The sequence below is a fragment of the Hymenobacter yonginensis genome (assembly GCF_027625995.1).
Lineage (GTDB): Bacteria > Bacteroidota > Bacteroidia > Cytophagales > Hymenobacteraceae > Hymenobacter > Hymenobacter yonginensis.
This window is the reverse complement of record NZ_CP115396.1, coordinates 4,293,496-4,314,954: the sequence shown is the minus strand read 5'-3', so window position 1 is coordinate 4,314,954 and position 21,459 is coordinate 4,293,496. Positions and strand designations below refer to the sequence as shown.

Sequence of the window (21,459 nt, the reverse complement as noted above, 5' to 3'; positions counted from 1 at the left end):
GCTACTCGCCGGTCTTCACAAACCGTAGCGCGCCGGTGCGGCTGTCGGTATCGAGGTAGCGCAGCACGTACCAGCCGGCTTTCAGGGTTTCGGTGGGCACCGGCAGCAGGTTGAGGCCGGGCTGATACTCCAGAAACGTAGTGGAAACCCGCCGCCCCACGGCGTCAAACAGCTCGGCCCGCAGGCGCCCGGCCGTCGTGGCCGGGTAATACAGCTGCAGCGGCTGGCCCGCCGTCGGGTTCGGGAATACGCTGGGCTGGCTGCCCGCCGCGGCATCGGCACTCACCAGCACCGGCGCGGTAGCATCGAAGCTGCCATCGGGGCGGCGCAGGCGCAGGCGGTAGTAGCGCAGACCGGCCTGGGGCTGGGCATCGAGGTAGGTGTAGGCAGCCGATACCGGCACGGCGGCCAGCGTCTGCCAGGCGGTGGTATCGGTGCCCTGAGCGCGCTGCACCTCAAACCCACTCAGGAAACACTCGGCACGCGTGGCCCAGCTCAGCACAATGCCCGCCGAAGATGGCGCGGCCGAAAAGGCCGTGAGCGGCGCCGGCAGCATAGGCGCCGGCCCGCAGCCCTGCACCGCAAAGCTGCGCTTGCGCAGCACCACCCGCCCACCCGCCACGTCATCGGCGGCGAGGAAGCGGGTATTCTGGCCGCGCGCCACGGCAAAATGCATGATGGCCCGCGGCAGAATCACGTGCGACAGCTGCTGCGCGTGTCCCAGCTCGTGCACCACCACCGACTCGAAATCCAGCTGCGTGCCCACGGCCGGCGCGGGCCCAAACTGCCAGGTGGTGGCGTCGTCAAACTGCATATCGATTTCCTGCACGTAGAACACCAGTCGCCCGTCGGGCCGGAAGCAGCCCCGGTAGTAGCTGGTGGTGCGGCCCAGCACGTTTGCGGGCAGCTCGCCGCCCTGGTCGAAGCCGATGCTGTTCTCGCCGTCTTCGGCGGCTCCGCGGCTGGTACGCGGGGGCGCGTCGGCGTCCCAGTTGATGCCGGTCTGGCAGCGCCAGGTGGCCAGGGCCCGGTTCCAGGCGGCAGTAGCGGCGGTGTTGGCGGCAAAGGTGGTTTCGAAGCGGAAGCTGTAGCCGCCGCGGCCGTTCTGGCTGATGTGGTTGGGGCGCACCAGCTGGTTGCCGGGCGTGCTGAGCACGTTGCTCACGGCGTAAGGCACCGTGAGCGAAGTGGCGCTGGTGGCCTGCTGCTGGTCGTTGGTGGTGACGCGCACCGGGCCGCTGCCGGCCGGGGCGGCGGGTTGGCCCAGGGCCGGCACCCGCACCACAATGCGCGTATCGGTCCAGCTCACGTAGTCGGCGTCCTGGGGCTTCACAAGGGAGGCTCCGCCGTTATCAGCATTAGGGAACTCCACGAAGCCCACGCCCCGCGTCGCGCCAAAGCCCGAGCCGGCCAGCGTGAGCACCGCGCCCGTTCCGGCAGGTACCGTGGCCGGGCTCAGGCTGCTGACTACCGGGGCCTGCCCACGCGCCACTACGGGCGCTGCCAGCCGCTGCCGGACGGCGGTTAGGGCAGCGTTGGGCTGCACCAGCTGCCGCGCCTGCCCGGTAGCCTCCGTCAGCTGTTGGTAGAAGGCTTCATCAATAGCGCCCAGGGGCCGAAAAAGGTCGGCGACTGTGGCCGTAGCCAAGTCATAGGGCAGAAAGCCCTGCTCACTACCATACACTGCCCACGCCCCGGCCTCGGCGGCCGTGTCGGCGAAGCTGGCCGGCACCAGAAACAGCACGCCCTGCTGGCCGGGGCGCAGCTCCAGCGTGTTGGTGAGCTGATGGCGGTCAAGCCCCACGGTGCCGCCTTCCGTCAGCACGGTTAGCTGGGTGGGGGCCGTGCCTTTCAGAGCGCTGAATACGCGCAGCTGGTGCGCCGTGTAGATGCGGCGGTGGCCGGCATCCCAGAAGCTGCGGGCACTCAGCACCTCGGCTTCTACCACCAGCGGCGCAACGGCGGCCCGCTCCGCCAGACTCAGGGGCAGTACCAAGCAGCGGGCTTCGGCGGGCGGCAGCTGAGCGAATTGCGCCTGCACTTCGCCGGAAAAAGCCAGGGCCAGGGCCAGCAACAGGTGCGCAGGGTGCTTCATGAGGCAACGTGGTTTCGGCAGGCTCTTCTGCCGGATGAGTAATAGGTATGCTTAAAACAGGCTGCCCTGCACCGCCTGCGGGATGATACGGGGCGGATTCACGCCCAGCCCCGTGAGCGTATGCAGGCGGCCCAGGAAGTGCTGCGTCCAGAGGGGCGTATGCATGATGTCCTTCTGATGCACGAAGAAATACACGGTCTGCAGGCCTTGCTGCAGCCACCCCGCAATGCGCTCGGCCCAGGCGTCGGCGCGCTGGTAGTCGGAAGCAACCAAGCCGTGGCCGTTGAAGCGGATGAAGGCGGTGGGCGTGGTCAGGCGCATGTGCAGCACGTCGCGGCGGCCGGCCACGTCGCTTATCACCAGCGTTTTGCCCAGGGCTTCCAGCATAGCCGCCACGGCGGCAAACGCCACGGAATCGGCAAACCATGCCGGATGGCGCAGTTCCACGGCCAGCGGCACATCGGCCGGAAAGTCGAGCAGGTAGCGCTCCAGCCGGCTCAGGTGCTCGGGGCCGAAGGTGGGCGGCAGCTGCAGAAAGCACCAACCCAGTCGGTCCTCCAGCTCCACAATGGACCGGCAGAACGTGGTGGTCAGGTCGTCGACATTATATAAGGCCCGGTCGTGGCTGATGATCTGGGGCAGCTTGGGGCAGAACCGAAAGCCGAGCGGCACGGCGTCGCGCCACTTGCGCACGGTAGGCGCGTCGGGGATGCGGTAGTGCGTGGTGTTCAGCTCCAGGCTGTTGAACTGCCGGCCGTAGTGTTGCAGATAGTCCGCCTCGCGGATGCCGGCCGGGAAGTAGGAGCCCAGCCAGGCCTTGTTGGTCCAGATGGGGCAGCCGACGTAGAGGCCAGGGCTGGCAGGGGCCGGCGCCCGGGCCAGCAGCGCGGCCGTATCGGGGTGGTCCGAAGGGAGCCGGAAGTCAACGTAGCGTAAGTCAGAAAGGCGGCCGAAATCCATACGGCAACATACGGCAAAATGCCGCGCCGCGCCTAATTCTGCCCCCTGCTGCCAGCCGGTTTTTCGGTGGCAGTTCGTAACACGTTCATCAGCACTTATCTGGCCCTGCGCCGCCGCCTACACCCTTAGTGAAATTCCGGGACTTTTGCAACCAGCCCGGAAAGGCTTCCGGCCTCCGATGGCCAATATTTTTTGACCGGCGCATAGTCTCATTTTAATGCCTACCTGTCAGCCTTCCTATTATAATACAAAATCACCCTTCAGGAAACACAAAACCCTATTTGGCCCTTTCTGGCAGCAATAAATTAAATGCAAATTTTGTAGAAAAAAGACAATTTTAATCGCCTCCACAATACTAACGCACTTGGGAATCGGGTCGGAGTTTGGTCAGCAATTTTAGATTTGTCGTGTTCACCAACGCCGCGTACTGATGACGGTTACTCTACGACTACATACCATGGGCTGGCTGATGTCCCTCGTTCTGGTGCTGCTGACCGGCTTTGCACCGGCCTCCTACGCCCTCGGGCGTGCCGACGACGACAAAACGCCCGCTACCGCCGCCCGCCGCGCCACTGTGCTGCGGGGCCGCGCCTCATGGTATGGTCGGGAGCACCAGGGCCACCGCACCAGCAACGGCGAGCGGTTCGACCGTAACCAGTACACCTGCGCCCACAAAACCCTACCCTTCGGCACCCGCCTGCGCGTCACGAACCCCACCACCGGCCAGGCCGTGGTAGTTCGGGTTACCGACCGGGGCCCGTTCCGCCACCAGCGCATCTTGGACCTGGCGGAAATTGCCGCCCGCCCTTTGGGCATCGTGCAGAACGGCGCCGTGAGTGTAATAGCCGAAGTAGTACCTGCTACCACTCCCCTCGGCCCCACCGATGCCCCCGAAGACCTCGCCGCCCTGGCTTCTGACTCGCTGAATACCCTCACTGCCACTACTACCATCCTGCCTGGCGCCACCGAAGCTGCCGACGTAGTAGTGGTGGCCGAGCCCAAGCCCACCTTTGTGGTACAGGCCGGCACCTTCGGCGATACGCGCAACGCCCAGGCCGTACTCGACAAGATCATGGCCCTAGACCGCACGCTGGCCGTGACGCTGGCCGCCGGCACCAAGGAAGGCAAACCCGTCAGCCGCGTGCTGGTGGGCGGCTTCCAGGACCGCGCCGAGGCCGACCGGGTCCGCCTGCGCCTGCAGGAATGGGGCATTGCCGGTTTGGTGCGGCAGAGCGAGAACCTGTAAAAAGTATCTGCCTGATATAGAAGGAGAGCTGCCGGCACGTTGTGTGGGCAGCTCTTTTTTGTGCAACCTTTGGCCAACGTCCAGCCTCTTCCTGACGGTTATATCTCCCTTTTTTATCTGTTTTCATTCAATGAAACACCTATTCCTCCTCGGCCTGAGCTGCGCGCTGGCCTCCTCGGCTTTTGCCCAAACCGAAAAAGGCGCCCGCTACATCGGGGCCAACGTGGGCAACCTGAGCTATGGCCGCAGCGACAAGAACAACAGCATTTCGGCCACCCTGACGCCTTCGGCAGGCGTATTCGTGGGCAACAATTTTCTGCTGGGAGCCGGCCTGCCGATCAGCTACTCACGCAGTCATTTTGAAACCACTTTTCAAAAAAGCACGCGCCGCGAGGTAGCGGTAGGGCTGGTGCCATTTGCGCGCTATTACCTGCCGGGCACGGGGGCGCACCGCTTTTTCGGGCACTTGCAGGCAGGCATTGCGCGTGGTAGCTACCGGTATCAGGCGGAGGGCATGTACTTCGCCTCCGGTGGTCAGGCGGTTATCACCAAAGAAGATCAGCGCAGCAGCCAGACTTCCCTCACGCTTGGCGCGGGCCTGGGCTACAACTATTTCCTGACGCCGGGCGCAGCGCTGGAAGTAGTGGCCAGCTACGGCCGCTATGGCATCGGCGACTACGACAGTGCCGGCGCCCTCAACGTCTCGGCCGGCTTTGCCGTGTTCCTGCCCTCGAAAGGCGCGGCGGCCAAGTAAGCTTGCCGAAGCTTATTGCCTGCACAACGCGGCGCGCAAACCCCCAGTGGTTTGCGCGCCGCGTTTTTTTGTCGGATGTTGTGGCACGAGACTGAGATTATCCGGACTGCCTGCTATGCTGCGTATTATCAAACCTGTTCTGGCGCTGCTCGTCAGTGTTTCGCTGACGTGGGTGCTCAACACCCGGCAGGGCGACGTGCCGCCGTTCGGCAAGTTCCTGAGCCCGTTCCGTGGGTTCTGGCGCAACGCCGAACCTGCCGCCGCGCCCGCCGCCCTCCAGACGCTGCGCCTGCCGGGCCTGCGTCAGCCTGTGCAGGTCCGCTTCGACGACCGGCGCGTGCCCCACATCTTCGCCCAGAACGACCACGACCTGTACTATGCGCAGGGCTACCTCACGGCCCGCGACCGGCTCTGGCAGATGGATTTCATTGCCCACGTGGCCGCTGGCCGCCTGTCGGAGATTGTGGGGCCCGCCCGGCTGGAAACCGACCGATTTTTCCGGCGCATGGGCCTGCCGTTTGGAGCCCGCCGCTCCCTGGACTCGGCCATGACCGACCCGGTGACGCGCACCGTGCTGACATCCTACGCCGACGGGGCCAACGCCTACATCGGCAGCCTCACGCCCCAGACGCTACCCTTCGAGTACAAGCTACTCGACTACCAGCCCGAGCCTTGGGAGCCGCTGAAAAGCGCCCTGATTCTGAAATACATGGCCTTCGACCTGAGCGGCCGCTCCGACGACCTGCGCATGAGCAACGCGCTGGCCCGCTATGGCCCGGCCGTCATCAAGGACCTGTTTCCGGACTACCCGATGCAGGAAGACCCCATCGTGCCCGTAGGCACGCCGCTCGACTTTACGCCCCTGCCGGTGCCGGCCACGCCGCCGGGCTTTCTGGCGGCCATGTCGGGCAAGGTGCCGCAGAACGAGCCCGACCCCGAGCTGGGCTCCAACAACTTCGCGGTGAGCGGGGCGAAGTCGGCCTCGGGCTTCCCACTGCTGGCCAACGACCCGCATCTACAGCTCAACTTGCCCAGCATCTGGTACCAGGTGCAGCTGGCCGCGCCCGGCCTGAATGTGTACGGCGTGAGCATTCCGGGCACGCCCACGGTCATCATCGGCTTCAACGAGCAGGTGGCCTGGGGCGTGACCAACGTGGCCGCCGACGTGCTGGACTGGTACCAGTTGAAATTCAAGGATAGCACGCGGCGCGAATACTGGCACGATGGCCGCTGGAAACCCATCCGGCGGGTGGTGGAGCGCATTACCGTGCGCGGCCAGCCCGACCGCCTCGACACCGTGCTCTATACCCACCACGGCCCCATCGTGTACGATAAGCCGGAGAAGCCCTTCCTGCCCGCCCACGCGCCCGTGGCCCACGCCATGCGCTGGACCGCACACGATGCCGCCAACGAGTACCAGACCTTCTACCGCCTCAACCGCGCCCGCAACTACCAGGACTACACGGCCGCGCTCAGCACCTACGGCTCGCCGGCCCAGAACTTCATCTTCGCCAGCGCCGACAAGGACATTGCCATCTGGCCCAACGGCCGCTTCCCGCTGAAGTGGCGCGAGCAAGGCAAGTTCATCCTTGATGGCACCGACCCGGCCTACGACTGGCAGGGCTGGATTCCGGCCGCCCAGAACCCGCACGTGCTGAACCCACCGCGGCAGTTTGTGTCGTCGGCCAACCAGTTTTCCACCGGCCCCGATTACCCCTACTACCTCAACTGGAACTACGGCGATGGCAGCTACGACCGTGCCCACCGCATCAACGAGCGGCTGGCCAGCATGCGCCAGGTTACGCCCGACAGCCTGCGGATGCTGCAAAACGACAACCTCAACCTGACGGCCCAGCTGCTGCTACCCCGCCTGCTACAGCTGGCCGCCGGCCCCGCCAACGCCGACACCCTGGTTGCAGCCAGCTCGCCCGAGGCCCGCGTACTAGCCGAGCTGCGCCGCTGGAACTACCACTACACCGCCGACGCCCTGGCGCCCAGCGTGTATGAGCTGTGGTACGGCAACCTCGTCAAGCGCATCTGGTCCGACGATTTCGGGCTGAAAGCCACCGGCCTGGAAATGCGCATGCCCGCCCGCGACCGAACCAAAACCCTCATCCTGCGCGAAGCCGACAGCCGCTGGATCGACGACCAACGCACGCCGCAGCGCGAGACGCTGCCGCAGCTGGTGCGCCGCAGCCTGCGCTTCGCCACCGACTCGCTGACCCGCAAATACGGACCGCTGGGCCCGCGCTGGGCCTGGAAGAATCAGAAAAGCACCGACATCCTGCACATGCTCCAGATTCCCGGCTTCGGGCACATGGACCTGGACTGTGGCGGCGGCGCGGGCATCGTGAATGCTACTACCGAGCGCACTGGTCCTTCGTGGCGCATGGTGGTGGCACTGGGGCCGCGCGTGAAGGCCTACGGCGTGTTTCCGGGCGGGCAGAGCGGCAACCCCGGCTCCGTGGCCTACGACGACATGCTGGAAACCTGGCGCGTGGGCCAGCTCAACGAGCTGATCTTCCTGCGCTCGGCCACCGAGCCCAACCCGCGCGTTCGAGCCGCCTGGATGCTGGAACGCTGAGGCGTTACCTTCGCTGCTCAACTCTACTTATATGTCGTTGCTATCCGCTACTTCCTCCCGCTGCCTTCTATTGACAGGCCTGCTGACGGCACTGCCGCTGCTGCCCTTACTGGCTCAGAAGCAACCAGCTGCCAACAGGCAGCCGCCATCTGCCCACGCTACGGAGCCCGTGTACGAAACGCAGCAGGTGGAAATATGGCCGGAGTATCCGGCTGGCCTTTTCGCCCTCAAGCAATACCTCAAGAGCGCACGGCTACCCGCTGAAGTACGTGAGGGGCGCATCCGAGGCGCGGTGTACGTAAGCTTTGTGGTGCGCTCAGATGGACGCCTGACCGATATCAGCGTGCTACGTGGCCTGAGTTCGGGCACCGACGCGGAGGCGTTACACCTGATAAAAGCCATGCCTGCCTGGCGGCCCGCCCGCCGCTTAGATAAAGCGGTGGCCGTGCGTCATTCCGTGCCAGTGGTTTTTGAAACTCCAGCCGGAAAAACGCCGAATACACCCGCCGCTGGGACTATCATCGAGGATACCAGTATGTCCAAGGCCTACACTTTTGTGGAGCAAATGCCGGTTTTTCCGGGCGGCATGGATAGTCTACGTGCTTACATTCAGCAGCATGTAAAATACCCGGCGCAAGCCCTGCGCGAGAAAGTAGAAGGCCGTGTGTTCGTTCGGTTCGTCGTGGATACCAAGGGCCTCGTCAGAGAAGTGCAGGTGCAGAAAGGCATTGGCGCGGGCTGCGACGAGGAAGCCGTACGGGTAGTCAGGAGCCTGCCACGCTTCGAGCCGGGCAAGCAGAACGGGCAGCAGGTACCGGTTTATTACACCGTTCCGGTCGTGTTCAACGTTACTCCGCCCCGCTCCTCCGACCTGATGGACATGCCCGCTCAAGCCACACCGGTGCCTCCGCAGCCTGAGCCGGAGAAAGTGTACACCTACGTGGAGCAGATGCCGACCTTGAGTGGCCCCGCCGGCCGCACTACGCTGAGTATCGCCATTCAGCAGGCACTAGTATTACCGCCGGAAGTGCGCGAAGGCCGCTCCGAGGGTACCGTGTTCCTGAATTTCGTGGTACAGTCTACTGGCACTATCTCTGACTTGAAAGTGGTTCGCGGCCTCTGCCCTGCCTGCGACGCAGCCGCCTTGGCGGCCGTGCGGGCGTTACCACCATTCGAGCCGGGCAAGCAAAATGGGCGCGCCGTAGCGGTACAGTTCACCGTTCCCGTGCAAATGCTCGGACCCAACCACGTATTCGAAGGAGGCCAGGTGGCTATGCCAGCCGTATTTCCCGGCGGCGGTCTGGCTCTGCGGCAATACCTTACCAAAGAGTTGAAGGAGCCCAAAGTACTAAAGCAGGAGGACTTGCGCGGCGCCGTAGAAGTGCGCTTCGTGGTGCAGGCGGATGGCAGCATTGGTGCCGCGGAAATCACGCGTCCTCTCTGCCGTAGCTGCGACGAAGAAGCCCTGCGCCTTATGCGGGCCATGCCCCGCTGGACCCCGGCCCGCAACGCCGCCAACCAGCCCGTATCAGTCCGGCAGCAGGTCATCATCCCAATGCCCGCCGCTGAGCTGCCCCCTCGTGGCCGTATTGATTAGAGCCGGCACTACCTGCGCAACAGCCGACCCGCTGTGTTTGAAAATACCCCGCTAGCCGATTCTAGTATGGCGGTGCTCCGCTAAAGCCCAGGCATTTTTTGTTGCTTCTCCTCACTCTCTCATGAAACCTACGCTGCTTCTGTTGCTGATGATTTTGGCCCTGTCCACGGTGGCCCAGCTGTTCCTGCCCTGGTGGGTGATTACGCCGCTCTGCATGGGGCTAGCCTTTTTTTCGGCCGCCACGCCAGGCGCGGCATTTGGAGCTGGCTTCTTGGGCATTGCAGTTGGGTGGCTGGGGCTGGCTGGTTGGCTTAGCCTCCAAAACCACCACCTGCTGGCGCAACGGGTGGCGCAGTTGCTGCCGCTGGGCGGCTCGGCAGTGGCGCTGGTGCTGGTTACGGCCCTGCTGGGCGGGCTGGTGGGCGGAATAGCGTCCCTGGCCGGCGCCTGGGCCCGGCAGGCCATCCGGCCCCGCCCGGTCGCCTGAGTGGCTGCCCATGCCAAATACGGCATCCTATGCAACTTAACTTCCGTAGGCGTGTTATCTGATTTCCTCTACCCGTAGCAGACTCAGGGTAGAGGCCTTGCTCACGAGGCAGGGCTGCTGATGTTGTACCTGGAGGTTTTCTGTTGAAATTACTGTTTTCAAGCGCCCGCCTTACCGGCGGCGTCCTGGCATTGCCGCTGCTGGCGGCCGCCCTGGGTGGCTGCGAGCCTACCCCACCCCAAGGCACTGCGGGCGTGGCCCAGGTTCCCCCGCGGCCTCGTAGCCTCCGCCTCGATTCGCTCCGCGCAGACTCCATCAGCCGCGCCGATGGCCAGCTGCCCGGGGCCATTCTGCCCAACAACCGCATTGTGGCCTTCTATGGCAACCCGCTGCACAAGGCCATGGGTATTCTGGGCGCCCTGCCCAAAGACCAGATGTTGCAGCGCCTACAGCAGCAGGCCGCACAATGGCAGCAAGCCGATTCATTGCCCGTCCGCCCCGCCCTGCACATGACGGCCATCATCGCCCAGCGTGATTCCGGAGCCGATGGCATGTACCGGCTGTCGTTGCCCGATAGCACCATCCGGCGCGTCATCCGCTGGGGCCAGGAGCACAAGGCTCTCGTGTTTCTGGATGTGCAGGTGGGCCTTAGCACGCTGCCGCAGGAGCTCCCGCTACTGGAGAAATACCTGCGCCTGCCATACGTGCACCTCGGCATCGACCCGGAGTTTTCCATGAAGTCGGGCCGGCGCCCCGGCACGGAAGTCGGAGAGTTCGATGCCCGCGACATCAACTACGCCCGGCAGTTTCTGGCCCGCATAGTGAGCGAAAACGGCCTGCCTCCCAAAGTGCTGGTGGTGCACCGCTTCCGTCAGGACATGGTTACCAACTACCAGCAAATCCGGCTCGACCCGCGTGTGCAGATTGTGATGCATATGGATGGGTGGGGCACCCCTAGCGTAAAACGCAGCTCTTACCGCAAATTCATCCGCCGGGAGCCAGTTGAATATGCAGGTTTCAAAATATTCTACCGCAACGACAGCCGCCCCAACTCCCGCCTCATGACACCGCAGGAAGTCGCCAGCCTCACCCCCACCCCGCTTTATATTCAATACCAATAGTTTAGGCAAACCTAAGTCCCTGCGCATGCCAGCCGGCGTTAGCAAGCACAGCGCACGGTCAGCTTAGCAAAAAATACCGCCCTGATTACGGTAGCTGCCCACGGAAAACGTAACTTTCGGCAACTACCTTACTCCTTTTTAGTTTTTCAGTGCGGCATTTTTCTTCCTTCAGCCTCGGGCTCACATCACTGGGCCTGGCCCTTTCCCTCACCACGCTGCCCGGTTGCGGTTCCCGCTCCGGCACCGATTCCGAGAACCCAGCAGCCGTAGCCGACACCGCCGCCCAGCCCGTGGTCGTGGATACCGTGCAGCTCAAGCTGCAGGCTATGCGCCGCGACTCGCTGCTGGCTGATTCGATTGCCAAGAAAAACGGTCAGCTACCCGGCGCCATTCTGCCCGGCCACCGCATCGTGGCGTTCTACGGCAACATCCGCTCGAAAGGCATGGGCATCCTGGGCCGCGAACCCAAAGAGCAGATGCTGGCTAAGTTCCGAAAGGTGCAGAAGGAATGGCAGGAAGCCGAGCCCGGCCTGCCTATTCAGCCCGCGCTGCACAGCGTTACCATTACCGCCCAAGCAGATGCCGGCAAAGATGGTAAGTACCGCCTGATGAACTCCAAGGCCACCATTGAGGAAACCATCAAATGGGCCAAGGATAACAACTGCATCATCTTCCTGGACGTGCAAGTGGGCCTGAGCGACCTGGAGCACGAGCTGCACAAGCTGGAGCCCTACCTCAAAGACCCCATCGTCCACATGGGCATCGACCCCGAGTTTGCCATGGCCACAAAAGGCGTGCGTCCCGGCAAGAAAATCGGCACCTACGATGCCAAGGATGTCAACTACGCCATCAACTTCCTGGCCCGCATCGTCAGCGAAAACAAGCTTCCCCCCAAAGTCCTGACGGTGCACCGCTTCACCCAGGGCATGATAACGAACTACAAAAACATCAAGCTCGATCCACGCGTGCAGGTAGTCATGCACATGGACGGCTGGGGCGACCCAACGCTCAAGAAGGATTCATATAAGGCATACATTGAGAAGCAGCCCGTGCAGTACACTGGCTTCAAACTGTTCTATGAGTACGACATCAAGCCAAAGAATTCTCACTTGATGACACCCAAGGAAGTGTTAGCTGAATTAAACCCAAAGCCTCTGTACATTCAGTACCAGTAAACGTCAGAGGTTCCTATAAACAGAAAACGCGGCTAATACGGCCGCGTTTTTCTGTTTATAGGAACCTGTGTATGCAGCCAATCTAGCGTAAGCTGCGCAATAGCTTTTTTTCGCGCACTCCAGATGCAGGCTCACTCGACTCAGCAGGAAGCAGAGTTATATTCTGTACTCCCGCCCCCCGTACCTGTACCTCTTCGTTGACATAGCCTGCGTAGCTAAATAGCACCACAGTATGCCCAGCAGCTAATGGGAGTTGATAGTTGCCCTGCGAGTCCGTAGTGACGCCGTAAGGGCTTCCTTTCCACAACACAGTAGCCCCAGCTAACGGCTTGCCCACTTCATCAAGTACTCGTCCACGCACGACGGCAGTTGCAACTACCTCCGTCGGTTCATTTAGGCTCTTTTCAAAGCTGGCAGCCATGCTGCTATCAACAATACCAAAGCTTACTACAAGTGCAAAGGCGCAATAGCGAAAGATGCCCGAAGCAGTTGTCAAATGATTGGAACTAGTAGCTGAGCGAAACATGACCGGAGAGGAATAGAAGGCAAAATCCACAAACGCCCCTCCATGATCCTTACAAAACTGCATCCATCACAACGCTCATATAGCGTTGTAATAGCAGCTGTAATGGGCATGGCACTAAAACGTGAGCAGTTATATACAATAATACTATATTATTATTATTCTGTTAATATTTTGAATAATTTATTTCTTATGATCAAACCAAAATTGATTAGACAACAGAAATACAATGTTTGCTATAACCCGCATGGACCACGGTATATCGGCGGTCCAGTTGGCGTCATACCTATCGTATCGCGTCCCAATAGGCTCCCCTATGTAGAATCACACCTGACCAAGCACGGGTGGCGCCGCAGCGCGCGTCCCCAGCCAAGGCTATAAACGCCGCTGCCCCCGCGCCAGGCCCCGGGAAAGGGGCGGCACGGGGGCAGCGGACAAATGCAGTAAGGTTGGCGGCGACCGACTCTCCCACCGATGAAGGCAGTACCATAGGCGCTCCGGGGCTTAACGACTCTGTTCGGAATGGGAAGAGGTGAACACCCGGGCTAAAGCCACCATTACTGGTGCGGCAGCTCTGTGTTCAATGGCGAGCTGCCAACAAAACCGTTGACGTAAGGACAAAAGAGAAAAACAGCGAAGGTTCGAGCATTGTCAAGCAAAGCGTTCGAGTCCTTAGTACGGCTCGGCTGTGGCATTTCGGCCTCTACACCTACCGCCTATCTACGTCGTGGTCTACGACGACTCTTCCTATATAGGATATCTCATCTTCAGGTGAGTTTCGCACTTAGATGCTTTCAGCGCTTATCTCATCCCAGCGTCGCTACCCGGCGCTGCAACTGGCGTCACAACCGGTGCACGAGCGGCTGGTCCAACTCGGTCCTCTCGTACTAAAGTCAGGTCCTGTCAAATATCCAACGCCCACCACAGATAGGGACCGAACTGTCTCACGACGTTCTGAACCCAGCTCGCGTGCCACTTTAATCGGCGAACAGCCGAACCCTTGGGACCTTCTCCAGCCCCAGGACGTGACGAGCCGACATCGAGGTGCCAAACCTCCCCGTCGATATGAGCTCTTGGGGGAGATCAGCCTGTTATCCCCGGCGTACCTTTTATCCTTTGAGCGATGGCCCTTCCATGCGGAACCACCGGATCACTATATCCGTCTTTCGACCCTGCTCGGCTTGTAGGCCTCACAGTCAAGCCCGCTTCTGCTATTGCGCTCTACATCCGGTTACCAAGCGGATTGAGCGGACCTTTGAAAGCCTCCGATACTCTTTTGGAGGCGACCACCCCAGTCAAACTACCCAGCAGACACTGTCTCCGTTGCCAGATTAGGCACCAAGCAACACAAGGGTGGTATTTCAACGGCGACTCCCCAAAACCTAGCGGCCCTGGCTCAACGTCTCCCACCTATGCTACACATGTGTTACCCAGCGTCAATGTCAACCTATAGTAAAGGTGCACGGGGTCTTTCCGTCCCGTGGCGGGTACTCGGCATCTTCACCGAGACTACAATTTCACCGAGCTCACGGCTGAGACAGCGCCCAGATCGTTACACCATTCGTGCAGGTCGGAACTTACCCGACAAGGAATTTCGCTACCTTAGGACCGTTATAGTTACGGCCGCCGTTTACCGGGGCTTCGATTCAAACCTTCGCAGCTTGCGCCACTAAGTTCCCCTCTTAACCTTCCGGCACCGGGCAGGTGTCAGACCTTATACTTCCGCTTGCGCGTTCGCAAAGTCATGTGTTTTTGTTAAACAGTCGCCTGGGCCTTTTCACTGCGGCTTCTCTGCTTGCACAGAGGAAGCGACCCTTCTCCCGAAGTTACAGGTCCATTTTGCCGAGTTCCTTGGCCGTGATTCACTCGAGCGCCTCAGGATGCTCTCCTTGACTACCTGTGTCGGTTTGCGGTACGGGCTAGAATTCAGTAAACGCTTAGCAGGTTTTCTTGGCAGTCTGATTAGGTACACTATCTCCGTGGCCGAGGCCGTAGAGTACTATCATGTTTCAGCAAAGTCGGCGTACTTGACTACCAACCCTATACCTACGCACTTTAACGGGCACTTCCGTCCGCCCGCGGTACTTTCACTTCTGCGTCACTGCATCACTCCAAATCCTAGGTGCGGGAATATCAACCCGCTGTCCATCGACGTAGCCTCTCGGCGTAGCCTTAGGTCCCGACTAACCCTGCTCCGATTAGCGTTGAGCAGGAAACCTTAGTCTATCGGCGAGGGGGTTTCTCACCCCCTTTATCGTTACTCATGCCTACATTTGCTTTTCCAGCCGCTCCAGCATGCCTGACGACACACCTTCTCCGCTGCTGGAATGCTCCCCTACCACTTAGCGGTCTTTCACGCTAAATCCATTGCTTCGGTACCGGACTTGATGCCCGCGTATTATCGATGCCCTCTCGCTCGACCAGTGAGCTGTTACGCACTCTTTAAAGGAATGGCTGCTTCCAAGCCAACCTCCTGGCTGTCAAAGCAAGTGGACCTCCTTTGTTCAACTTAGTCCGAATTTAGGGACCTTAGCAGATGGTCTGGGTTCTTTCCCTCTCGGCCTGGGACCTTAGCACCCCAAGCCTCACTGCCGGCTATATTACGTGGCATTCGGAGTTCGTCAGGATTCGGTAGGCTATGACACCCCCTAGTCCTATCGGTAGCTCTACCTCCACGTAACTCAACGCCGACGCTGTACCTAAATACATTTCGGGGAGTACGAGCTATTTCTCAGTTTGATTGGCCTTTCACCCCTACCCTCAGGTCATCCAAATCCTTTTCAACGGAAACTGGTTCGGTCCTCCAGTTGGTGTTACCCAACCTTCAACCTGCCCAAGGGTAGATCACAAAGTTTCGCGTCTACCCCCTCTGACTCTGCGCCCTATTCAGACTCGCTTTCGCTGCGGCTCCGTGCTTTCAAGCACTTAACCTTGCCAGAGAGGAGTAACTCGTAGGCTCATTATGCAAAAGGCACGCTATCAGGCAACGAATGCCCCCTAACTGCTTGTAAGCACACGGTTTCAGGTTCTTTTCACTCCGGTATTCCCGGTTCTTTTCACCTTTCCCTCACGGTACTAGTTCACTATCGGTCTCTCAGGAGTATGTAGCCTTGGCGGATGGTACCGCCGGATTCAGACGGGATTTCGCTGGTCCCGCCTTACTCAGGATTCCACTACCGTATGTAATCAGGTCGCCTACGGGATTCTCACCCTCTATGATCGACTTTCCCACGTCGTTCAGCTAAGATTGCATAATCAGATGTTGTGGTCCTACAACCCCGGACTGGCCGTAACCAACCCGGTTTGGGCTCCTCCCCGTTCGCTCGCCACTACTTGGGGAATCATTGTTATTTTCTTTTCCTCCGGGTACTTAGATGTTTCAGTTCCCCGGGTTTGCCCCATTCTACTTACTGTAGATGGTCACTACGCTTCACGTAGTGGGGTTGCCCCATTCGGACATCTGCGGATCACCTCGTATGTGCCAATCCCCGCAGCTTTTCGCAGCTTATCGCGTCCTTCGTCGCCTCTGAGAGCCTAGGCATCCCCCGTGTGCCCTTACTTACTTCTCTTGTGTTCTCTACCTTGCGGTAAAGAACGGGCTCGGGTGACTAACCATAGGTTAATCACTTTCTTTTCTTTGTTTTTCTCTCTTGTTATCCTTACGCCAAAGAACGTCTCTACTCCCTGTTGGAATAGAAAGTAGATGCAGAACATGCCTGTGCTGTATCTATATAACTTGAATGAAGGAAATGACAAACGGGGGTGAACCGTGTTGGACTGGCGACCGAGTGGTCAACCGAGTCGGATAGCTCCAGAAAGGAGGTGATCCAGCCGCACCTTCCGGTACGGCTACCTTGTTACGACTTAGCCCCAGTTACCTGTTCTACCCTAACTGGCTTCGTTGCGGAGCACCAGCTTCAGGTCTACCAGACTTCCATGGCTTGACGGGCGGTGTGTACAAGGCCCGGGAACGTATTCACCGCGTCATTGCTGATACGCGATTACTAGTGATTCCAGCTTCACGAAGTCGAGTTGCAGACTTCGATCCGAACTGAGAACGGCTTTGTGAGATTGGCATCCTGTCACCAGGTAGCGACCCTCTGTACCGTCCATTGTAGCACGTGTGTAGCCCTAGGCGTAAGGGCCATGATGACCTGACGTCGTCCCCGCCTTCCTCACTGCTTGCGCAGGCAGTCCATCTAGAGTCCCCAGCTTAACCTGATGGCAACTAAATGTAGGGGTTGCGCTCGTTGCGGGACTTAACCCAACACCTCACGGCACGAGCTGACGACGGCCATGCAGCACCTTGCTTTGTGTCCCGAAGGAAAGGTCCATCTCTGAACCGGTCACGCGCATTCTAGCCTAGGTAAGGTTCCTCGCGTATCATCGAATTAAACCACATGCTCCACCACTTGTGCGGGCCCCCGTCAATTCCTTTGAGTTTCACTCTTGCGAGCGTACTCCCCAGGTGGGATACTTACCGCTTTCGCTAAGCCAGTGACTGTCTATCGCCACCAGCGAGTATCCATCGTTTACGGCGTGGACTACCAGGGTATCTAATCCTGTTCGCTCCCCACGCTTTCGTGCCTCAGTGTCAGTACCAGCCTAGTCAGCTGCCTACGCAATCGGGGTTCTGGAAGATATCTATGCATTTCACCGCTACATCTTCCATTCCGCCAACCTCGTCTGGACTCAAGCCCGCCAGTATCCAGGGCAGTTCCACAGTTGAGCTGTGGGCTTTCACCCCGGACTTAACGGGCCACCTACGCACCCTTTAAACCCAATAAATCCGGACAACGCTTGCACCCTCCGTATTACCGCGGCTGCTGGCACGGAGTTAGCCGGTGCTTATTCCTCAGGTACCGTCAGTTTAGGACGCATCCTCTTTTTCTTCCCTGAGAAAAGCCGTTTACAACCCAGAAGGCCTTCATCCGGCACGCGGCATGGCTGGGTCAGGCTCTCGCCCATTGCCCAATATTCCCTACTGCTGCCTCCCGTAGGAGTCTGGCCCGTATCTCAGTGCCAGTGTGGGGGATCACCCTCTCAGGTCCCCTAGACATCGTCGCCTTGGTGGGCCGTTACCCCGCCAACTAGCTAATGTCACGCAACCCCATCCTGAACCAATAAATCTTTACCAATTAAACGATGCCGTTCTGTTGGTTTATGCGGTATTAATCCGCCTTTCGGCGGGCTATCCCCCAGTTCAGGGCAGGTTGGTTACGCGTTACGCACCCGTGCGCCACTAGTATATTGCTATACCCGTTCGACTTGCATGTATTAGGCCTGCCGCTAGCGTTCATCCTGAGCCAGGATCAAACTCTCCATTGTAAGAAATTCTCTACACCCATGCGAACATGGGCTGATGTCAAGTGCTGATCCGACCCGGTATTGTTGACTGCTCGTAGTGTTACCAGCGTCACGCTTCTTTTACTTCTTGCGCCTGCCTTTCCGAAGAAAAACAAGCCGCGAAGCTTACCTATTTGTCATTTCCATCCATTCAAAGAACGTGCGTCCGGCCCAATTGGCTGAACTCAGTGACTCACCAAGTGAGTCGGTAAGCTTGTCTTTCGTTTTCCCCTTCCGAGCGAAGCGGGCTGCAAAGGTAAGCAGCTTTTTGCAATCGGCAAGAAAAACTTTTCGTGTTTTTCGCTGGCCTTTCTTTCTTGCTAGCCCCTTCCGAACGAAGCGGGCTGCAAAGGTAAGAAGCGGTTCCTGATTTGCAAGAAAAACTTTTCGTGTTTTTCTGTGCTGTGTTTCTCAGTGGCCGCCTCCGGTTGAAGCGGGGTGCAAAGGTAAGACGCCTTTTTGCTTTTACAAGTGGCTTTTGACAAAAACTGCGTTGAGCGTACCTCCTGGCATCGTTTATCAGATACCAATTCCAGTAAAAAGCCTCACAACCAATCCTTTTGGCTTAGGACTGGCGGTGAGGCTTCATACTTAAAAACTTGATCGACTATCTGGAACAGCCTCAACAGCCGCTGTTACCTAGTAGCAAATACTACCGCTCATTGCCGCAAACTGTGCTGAGCAGGCCTGTGGCTGGGCAGATAGAGATGGACGATACTGCTGGCCCGAACACGCTACTCTATACTATATGGTATGTAATGGGCTTAGTGGGCTGCGTTCAAGTCGACCTTTTCGCCGGGACGGGCGCGTTTGATGATGAGCACCAATGGCAGACATGCTAGAAAGAAGAGACCGATCAGCAGGAAGGTCTGGCCGTAGGTTATGATGGCGGTCTGTTTCATGAGCATTCCTTCCAGAGCGACGTAGGCTTGCTGCTGGGCCTGCATCAAAGAGGCGCCTTTGGCCATGAAGCCGGCGGTGAGGCCTTGGACCCGTTGCTGCGTCTCGGGGTCGTAGAGGGAGATGTTGGGCAGCAGGGCCACGCGGTTGTGGAAGGAGGTGCGCTCTATATAAGTACCGACTAAAGCGACACCGAACGAGCCACCCAATTGCCGGATCATGCCGGTGAGGCCGGCGGCCTGGCCGGCATCTTTGCCGCTGATGCCAGATAGCGACATAGTAGTGATGGGCAGGAACAGCAATGCCAAGCCGAAGCCGCGCAGCATCAGGGGCCAGAAGAAGTCACTTTCGCCGGCCAGGGGTGTGATACGGCGGCTCATCCAGTAGGAGAAGATAAAGAAGACGCCGAAGCCGATGGGGAGCATGAACTTCTGGGGCACTCCCCGCTGAATCATCTTGCCCACCACGGGCATCATGAAGCCGGAGAGCAGGGCGCCAGGCAGGAGCAGCAGGCCGGTCTGGGCGGCGGTGAAGCCCAGGATGCGCTGGCAGAAGATGGGGAACACAAACACGGAGGCGAACAGGCCGAACCCGAGAATGAACGACAGGAACGCGCCGACAGCTAGGTTGCGGCTTTTGGTGAGCACGCGTAGATCCACGATGGGCTGCTCGGCGGTTAGCTCGCGCCAGATGAATCCGACGACACCTATAATAGAGGCGGCGGTGAAGGCCAGAATGTAGGCGCTTTCAAACCATTCTTCCCGCTCGCCTTGCTCCAGCACCAGCTGCAAGGAGCCGACGCCCAGGATAAGCAGGAAGATACCAGTCCAGTCGATGTCGCGCAGGGGCCGGGGGATGGCATTTTTGATGCGCTCCGGGTCGCGGATGAAGAGAACGGTGCAGAAGGAGGCGATGATGCCTACGGGCACGTTCACATAGAAAATCCAGGGCCAAGAGTAGTTGTCGACTATGTAGCCGCCGAGCGTGGGGCCGATGGTGGGGCCGATAATCACGCCCATGCCGAACAAGGCCTGCCCGAGCGCCAGCTGCTTGGGCGGAAACGTATCAATTAGAATAGCCTGCGAGGTGGCCATGAGGGCGCCCCCACCAATACCCTGAATGAAGCGGAACGCCACCAGCTCCCAGATGTTGGTGCTCTGTCCGCAGGCCATGGAAGCCAGCGTAAACAGAATCACGGAGAAGAGGTAGTAGTTGCGGCGGCCGAACTGCTCGGCCAGAAAGCCCGTCATCGGGATGACGATGACGTTGGCAATGCCGTAGGAAGCCACCACCCAGCTTACTTCCTGCTGAGTGGCGGACAGATTGCCCATCATTTGCGTCAGGGCTACATTCACGATGCTGGTATCGATAAGCTCCAGCAGCGTGCACAACACCACCGTCGCCACGATGATCCATTTCGTTAATCCGGTTTCCATTTAGTTGTGCTTAGTTGTTAGGGCTTAGTACTTGGGGCGGGCTGATTTTATCCGGCCCGAAAGCCAGGCACTATTTTACCTTCACCGTAGCTACCACGCTCATGCCGGCGCGGAGGGGGTGTTCGGGGTCAGCTTTGTCGAGCACGATTTTGACGGGGACGCGTTGGGTCACCTTCACGAAGTTGCCGGAGGCATTGTCGGGGGGCAGCAAGGCGAAGCGGGCGCCGGTAGCAGCCGACAGCGACTCGACGTGGCCCTGGAACTCCTCGTTGGGGTAGGCGTCAACCTCTACGCTCACGGGCTGGCCCACTTTCATGTTTTCCAGCTGGGTTTCCTTGAAGTTGGCGATGATCCAGGTTTGCTCGGAAGCCACCAGGCCCATCATCTGCTGGCCGGGGCTTACCACCTGGCCGGGCTGTATGCCTTTCTTGCTGACCACGCCGTTGCCGGGGGCCGTGATGGTGGTGTAGCTGAGCTGGAGCTTAGCGTTATCGAGGTCGGCCTGGCGCTGCTTTACCACGGCTTCGGCTACGGCAATCTGCTGGCGGGCGGCGGCTACCTGCTGCTGGGCCACGCGCACCTGCTGCTGAGCCGTGGAGCGCTGGGCGCTGGTCGACTTCAGGTTAGCTTGCACGGCGTCGTACTCGCTCTGTGGAATGATGTCTTCCTTACGCAGGAAGGCGCTGCGCTTCAGGTCTTTTTCGAGGCGGGAGCGGTTGGCGTCGCTGACGCCGATGGCCGACTGGGCACTGCTTACGTTGGCCTGTGCGGTGCCTACGCCCGCCTGGGCTGCTACTACGTTGGCCTGGGCTGCTGCCAGGGCTGCTTCAGCGGCATTCACGCGCTGCTGATAGTCGGCGGGGTCGAGGGTAACGAGTACGTCACCTTTTTTCACGGTCTGGTTGTCCTGCACCTTCACGTCTACCACGGGTCCGCCAACACGCGGCAGAATCGGGTACACGTCGCCCTCCACCTGGGCGTCGTCGGTTTCTTCGTGGCTGAGGCCAAACTGGTAGCGCTGCCAGCCGAAGTAGCCGCCAACCAGCAGCACCAGCGCCACAATAATCAGAATGATAGGACGCTTGGAGCGGCCGGCGGGCTGTTCGTCCACGGCGGGCTCGTAGGCGGGAGCAGCAGGACGGGAAGTAGCTACGGCCGGATCTTGTTGAACGGGAGTTGCCATGTCAGAATAAGAAGGAGGTTTTTTGGGAGTTGTTAGTTGTTGGTTGGCCATT

The 21,459-nt window shown here is 59.7% G+C and carries 12 protein-coding genes and 3 rRNA genes; 7 read left to right on the top strand and 8 right to left on the bottom strand.

What is annotated here, in order from left to right; all coding sequences use genetic code 11:
* Position 1: 1 nt before the first annotated feature.
* Positions 2–2,095, bottom strand: a complete 2,094-nt coding sequence (locus O9Z63_RS18565) for a matrixin family metalloprotease (RefSeq protein WP_270126877.1) — start codon at positions 2,093–2,095, stop codon at positions 2–4.
* Positions 2,096–2,146: 51 nt separating this feature from the next.
* Entirely contained in the window at positions 2,147–3,055 is a 909-nt protein-coding gene (locus O9Z63_RS18560; RefSeq protein ID WP_270126876.1) for a DUF72 domain-containing protein, read from the bottom strand.
* A 469-nt stretch (positions 3,056–3,524) separates the two neighbouring features.
* Between O9Z63_RS18560 and O9Z63_RS18555 the strand changes: the two genes are divergently transcribed.
* The 7 genes from O9Z63_RS18555 to O9Z63_RS18525 all read left to right on the top strand — a co-directional run bounded on the left by O9Z63_RS18555 (position 3,525) and on the right by O9Z63_RS18525 (position 12,019).
* The gene (locus O9Z63_RS18555) at positions 3,525–4,301 is read left to right on the top strand and encodes a septal ring lytic transglycosylase RlpA family protein (protein ID WP_270126875.1); all 777 of its coding nucleotides are present in this window, start codon (positions 3,525–3,527) and stop codon (positions 4,299–4,301) included.
* A 130-nt stretch (positions 4,302–4,431) separates the two neighbouring features.
* Positions 4,432–5,055, top strand: a complete 624-nt coding sequence (locus tag O9Z63_RS18550) for an outer membrane beta-barrel protein (RefSeq protein ID WP_270126873.1) — start codon at positions 4,432–4,434, stop codon at positions 5,053–5,055.
* A gap of 115 nt (positions 5,056–5,170) precedes the next feature.
* The gene (locus O9Z63_RS18545; RefSeq protein WP_270126872.1) at positions 5,171–7,639 is read left to right on the top strand and encodes a penicillin acylase family protein; all 2,469 of its coding nucleotides are present in this window, start codon (positions 5,171–5,173) and stop codon (positions 7,637–7,639) included.
* A 31-nt stretch (positions 7,640–7,670) separates the two neighbouring features.
* Positions 7,671–9,236 (top strand): TonB family protein, encoded by a 1,566-nt coding sequence (locus O9Z63_RS18540; RefSeq protein WP_270126871.1) that lies wholly within the window; start codon positions 7,671–7,673, stop codon positions 9,234–9,236.
* 121 nt (positions 9,237–9,357) lie between these two features.
* Positions 9,358–9,723: a hypothetical protein gene (locus O9Z63_RS18535; RefSeq protein WP_270126870.1), complete on the top strand. Its 366-nt coding sequence runs from the start codon at positions 9,358–9,360 to the stop codon at positions 9,721–9,723.
* A 143-nt stretch (positions 9,724–9,866) separates the two neighbouring features.
* Complete coding sequence (locus tag O9Z63_RS18530) at positions 9,867–10,844, top strand: hypothetical protein (protein ID WP_270126869.1); 978 nt, start codon at positions 9,867–9,869, stop codon at positions 10,842–10,844.
* 149 nt (positions 10,845–10,993) lie between these two features.
* Positions 10,994–12,019: a hypothetical protein gene (locus O9Z63_RS18525; protein ID WP_270126868.1), complete on the top strand. Its 1,026-nt coding sequence runs from the start codon at positions 10,994–10,996 to the stop codon at positions 12,017–12,019.
* Positions 12,020–12,101: 82 nt separating this feature from the next.
* Here the strand turns inward: O9Z63_RS18525 and O9Z63_RS18520 are convergent, their stop codons facing one another.
* The 6 genes from O9Z63_RS18520 to O9Z63_RS18495 form a co-directional block, all read right to left on the bottom strand.
* On the bottom strand, positions 12,102–12,545 hold the full coding sequence (locus tag O9Z63_RS18520) for a carboxypeptidase-like regulatory domain-containing protein (RefSeq protein WP_270126867.1): 444 nt from the start codon (positions 12,543–12,545) through the stop codon (positions 12,102–12,104).
* A gap of 444 nt (positions 12,546–12,989) precedes the next feature.
* Positions 12,990–13,101 (bottom strand): 5S ribosomal RNA (rrf, locus tag O9Z63_RS18515).
* A 93-nt stretch (positions 13,102–13,194) separates the two neighbouring features.
* Positions 13,195–16,111, bottom strand: a 23S ribosomal RNA gene (locus O9Z63_RS18510).
* A 246-nt stretch (positions 16,112–16,357) separates the two neighbouring features.
* Positions 16,358–17,870: ribosomal RNA gene (locus O9Z63_RS18505) — 16S ribosomal RNA — on the bottom strand.
* The 16S, 23S and 5S rRNA genes sit together here, the layout of an rRNA operon.
* A 782-nt stretch (positions 17,871–18,652) precedes the next feature.
* Positions 18,653–20,224, bottom strand: coding sequence for a DHA2 family efflux MFS transporter permease subunit (locus tag O9Z63_RS18500; protein ID WP_270126866.1), 1,572 nt, complete (start codon positions 20,222–20,224; stop codon positions 18,653–18,655).
* A gap of 70 nt (positions 20,225–20,294) precedes the next feature.
* Positions 20,295–21,407, bottom strand: a complete 1,113-nt coding sequence (locus O9Z63_RS18495; protein ID WP_270126865.1) for an HlyD family secretion protein — start codon at positions 21,405–21,407, stop codon at positions 20,295–20,297.
* Positions 21,408–21,459 lie beyond the last annotated feature (52 nt).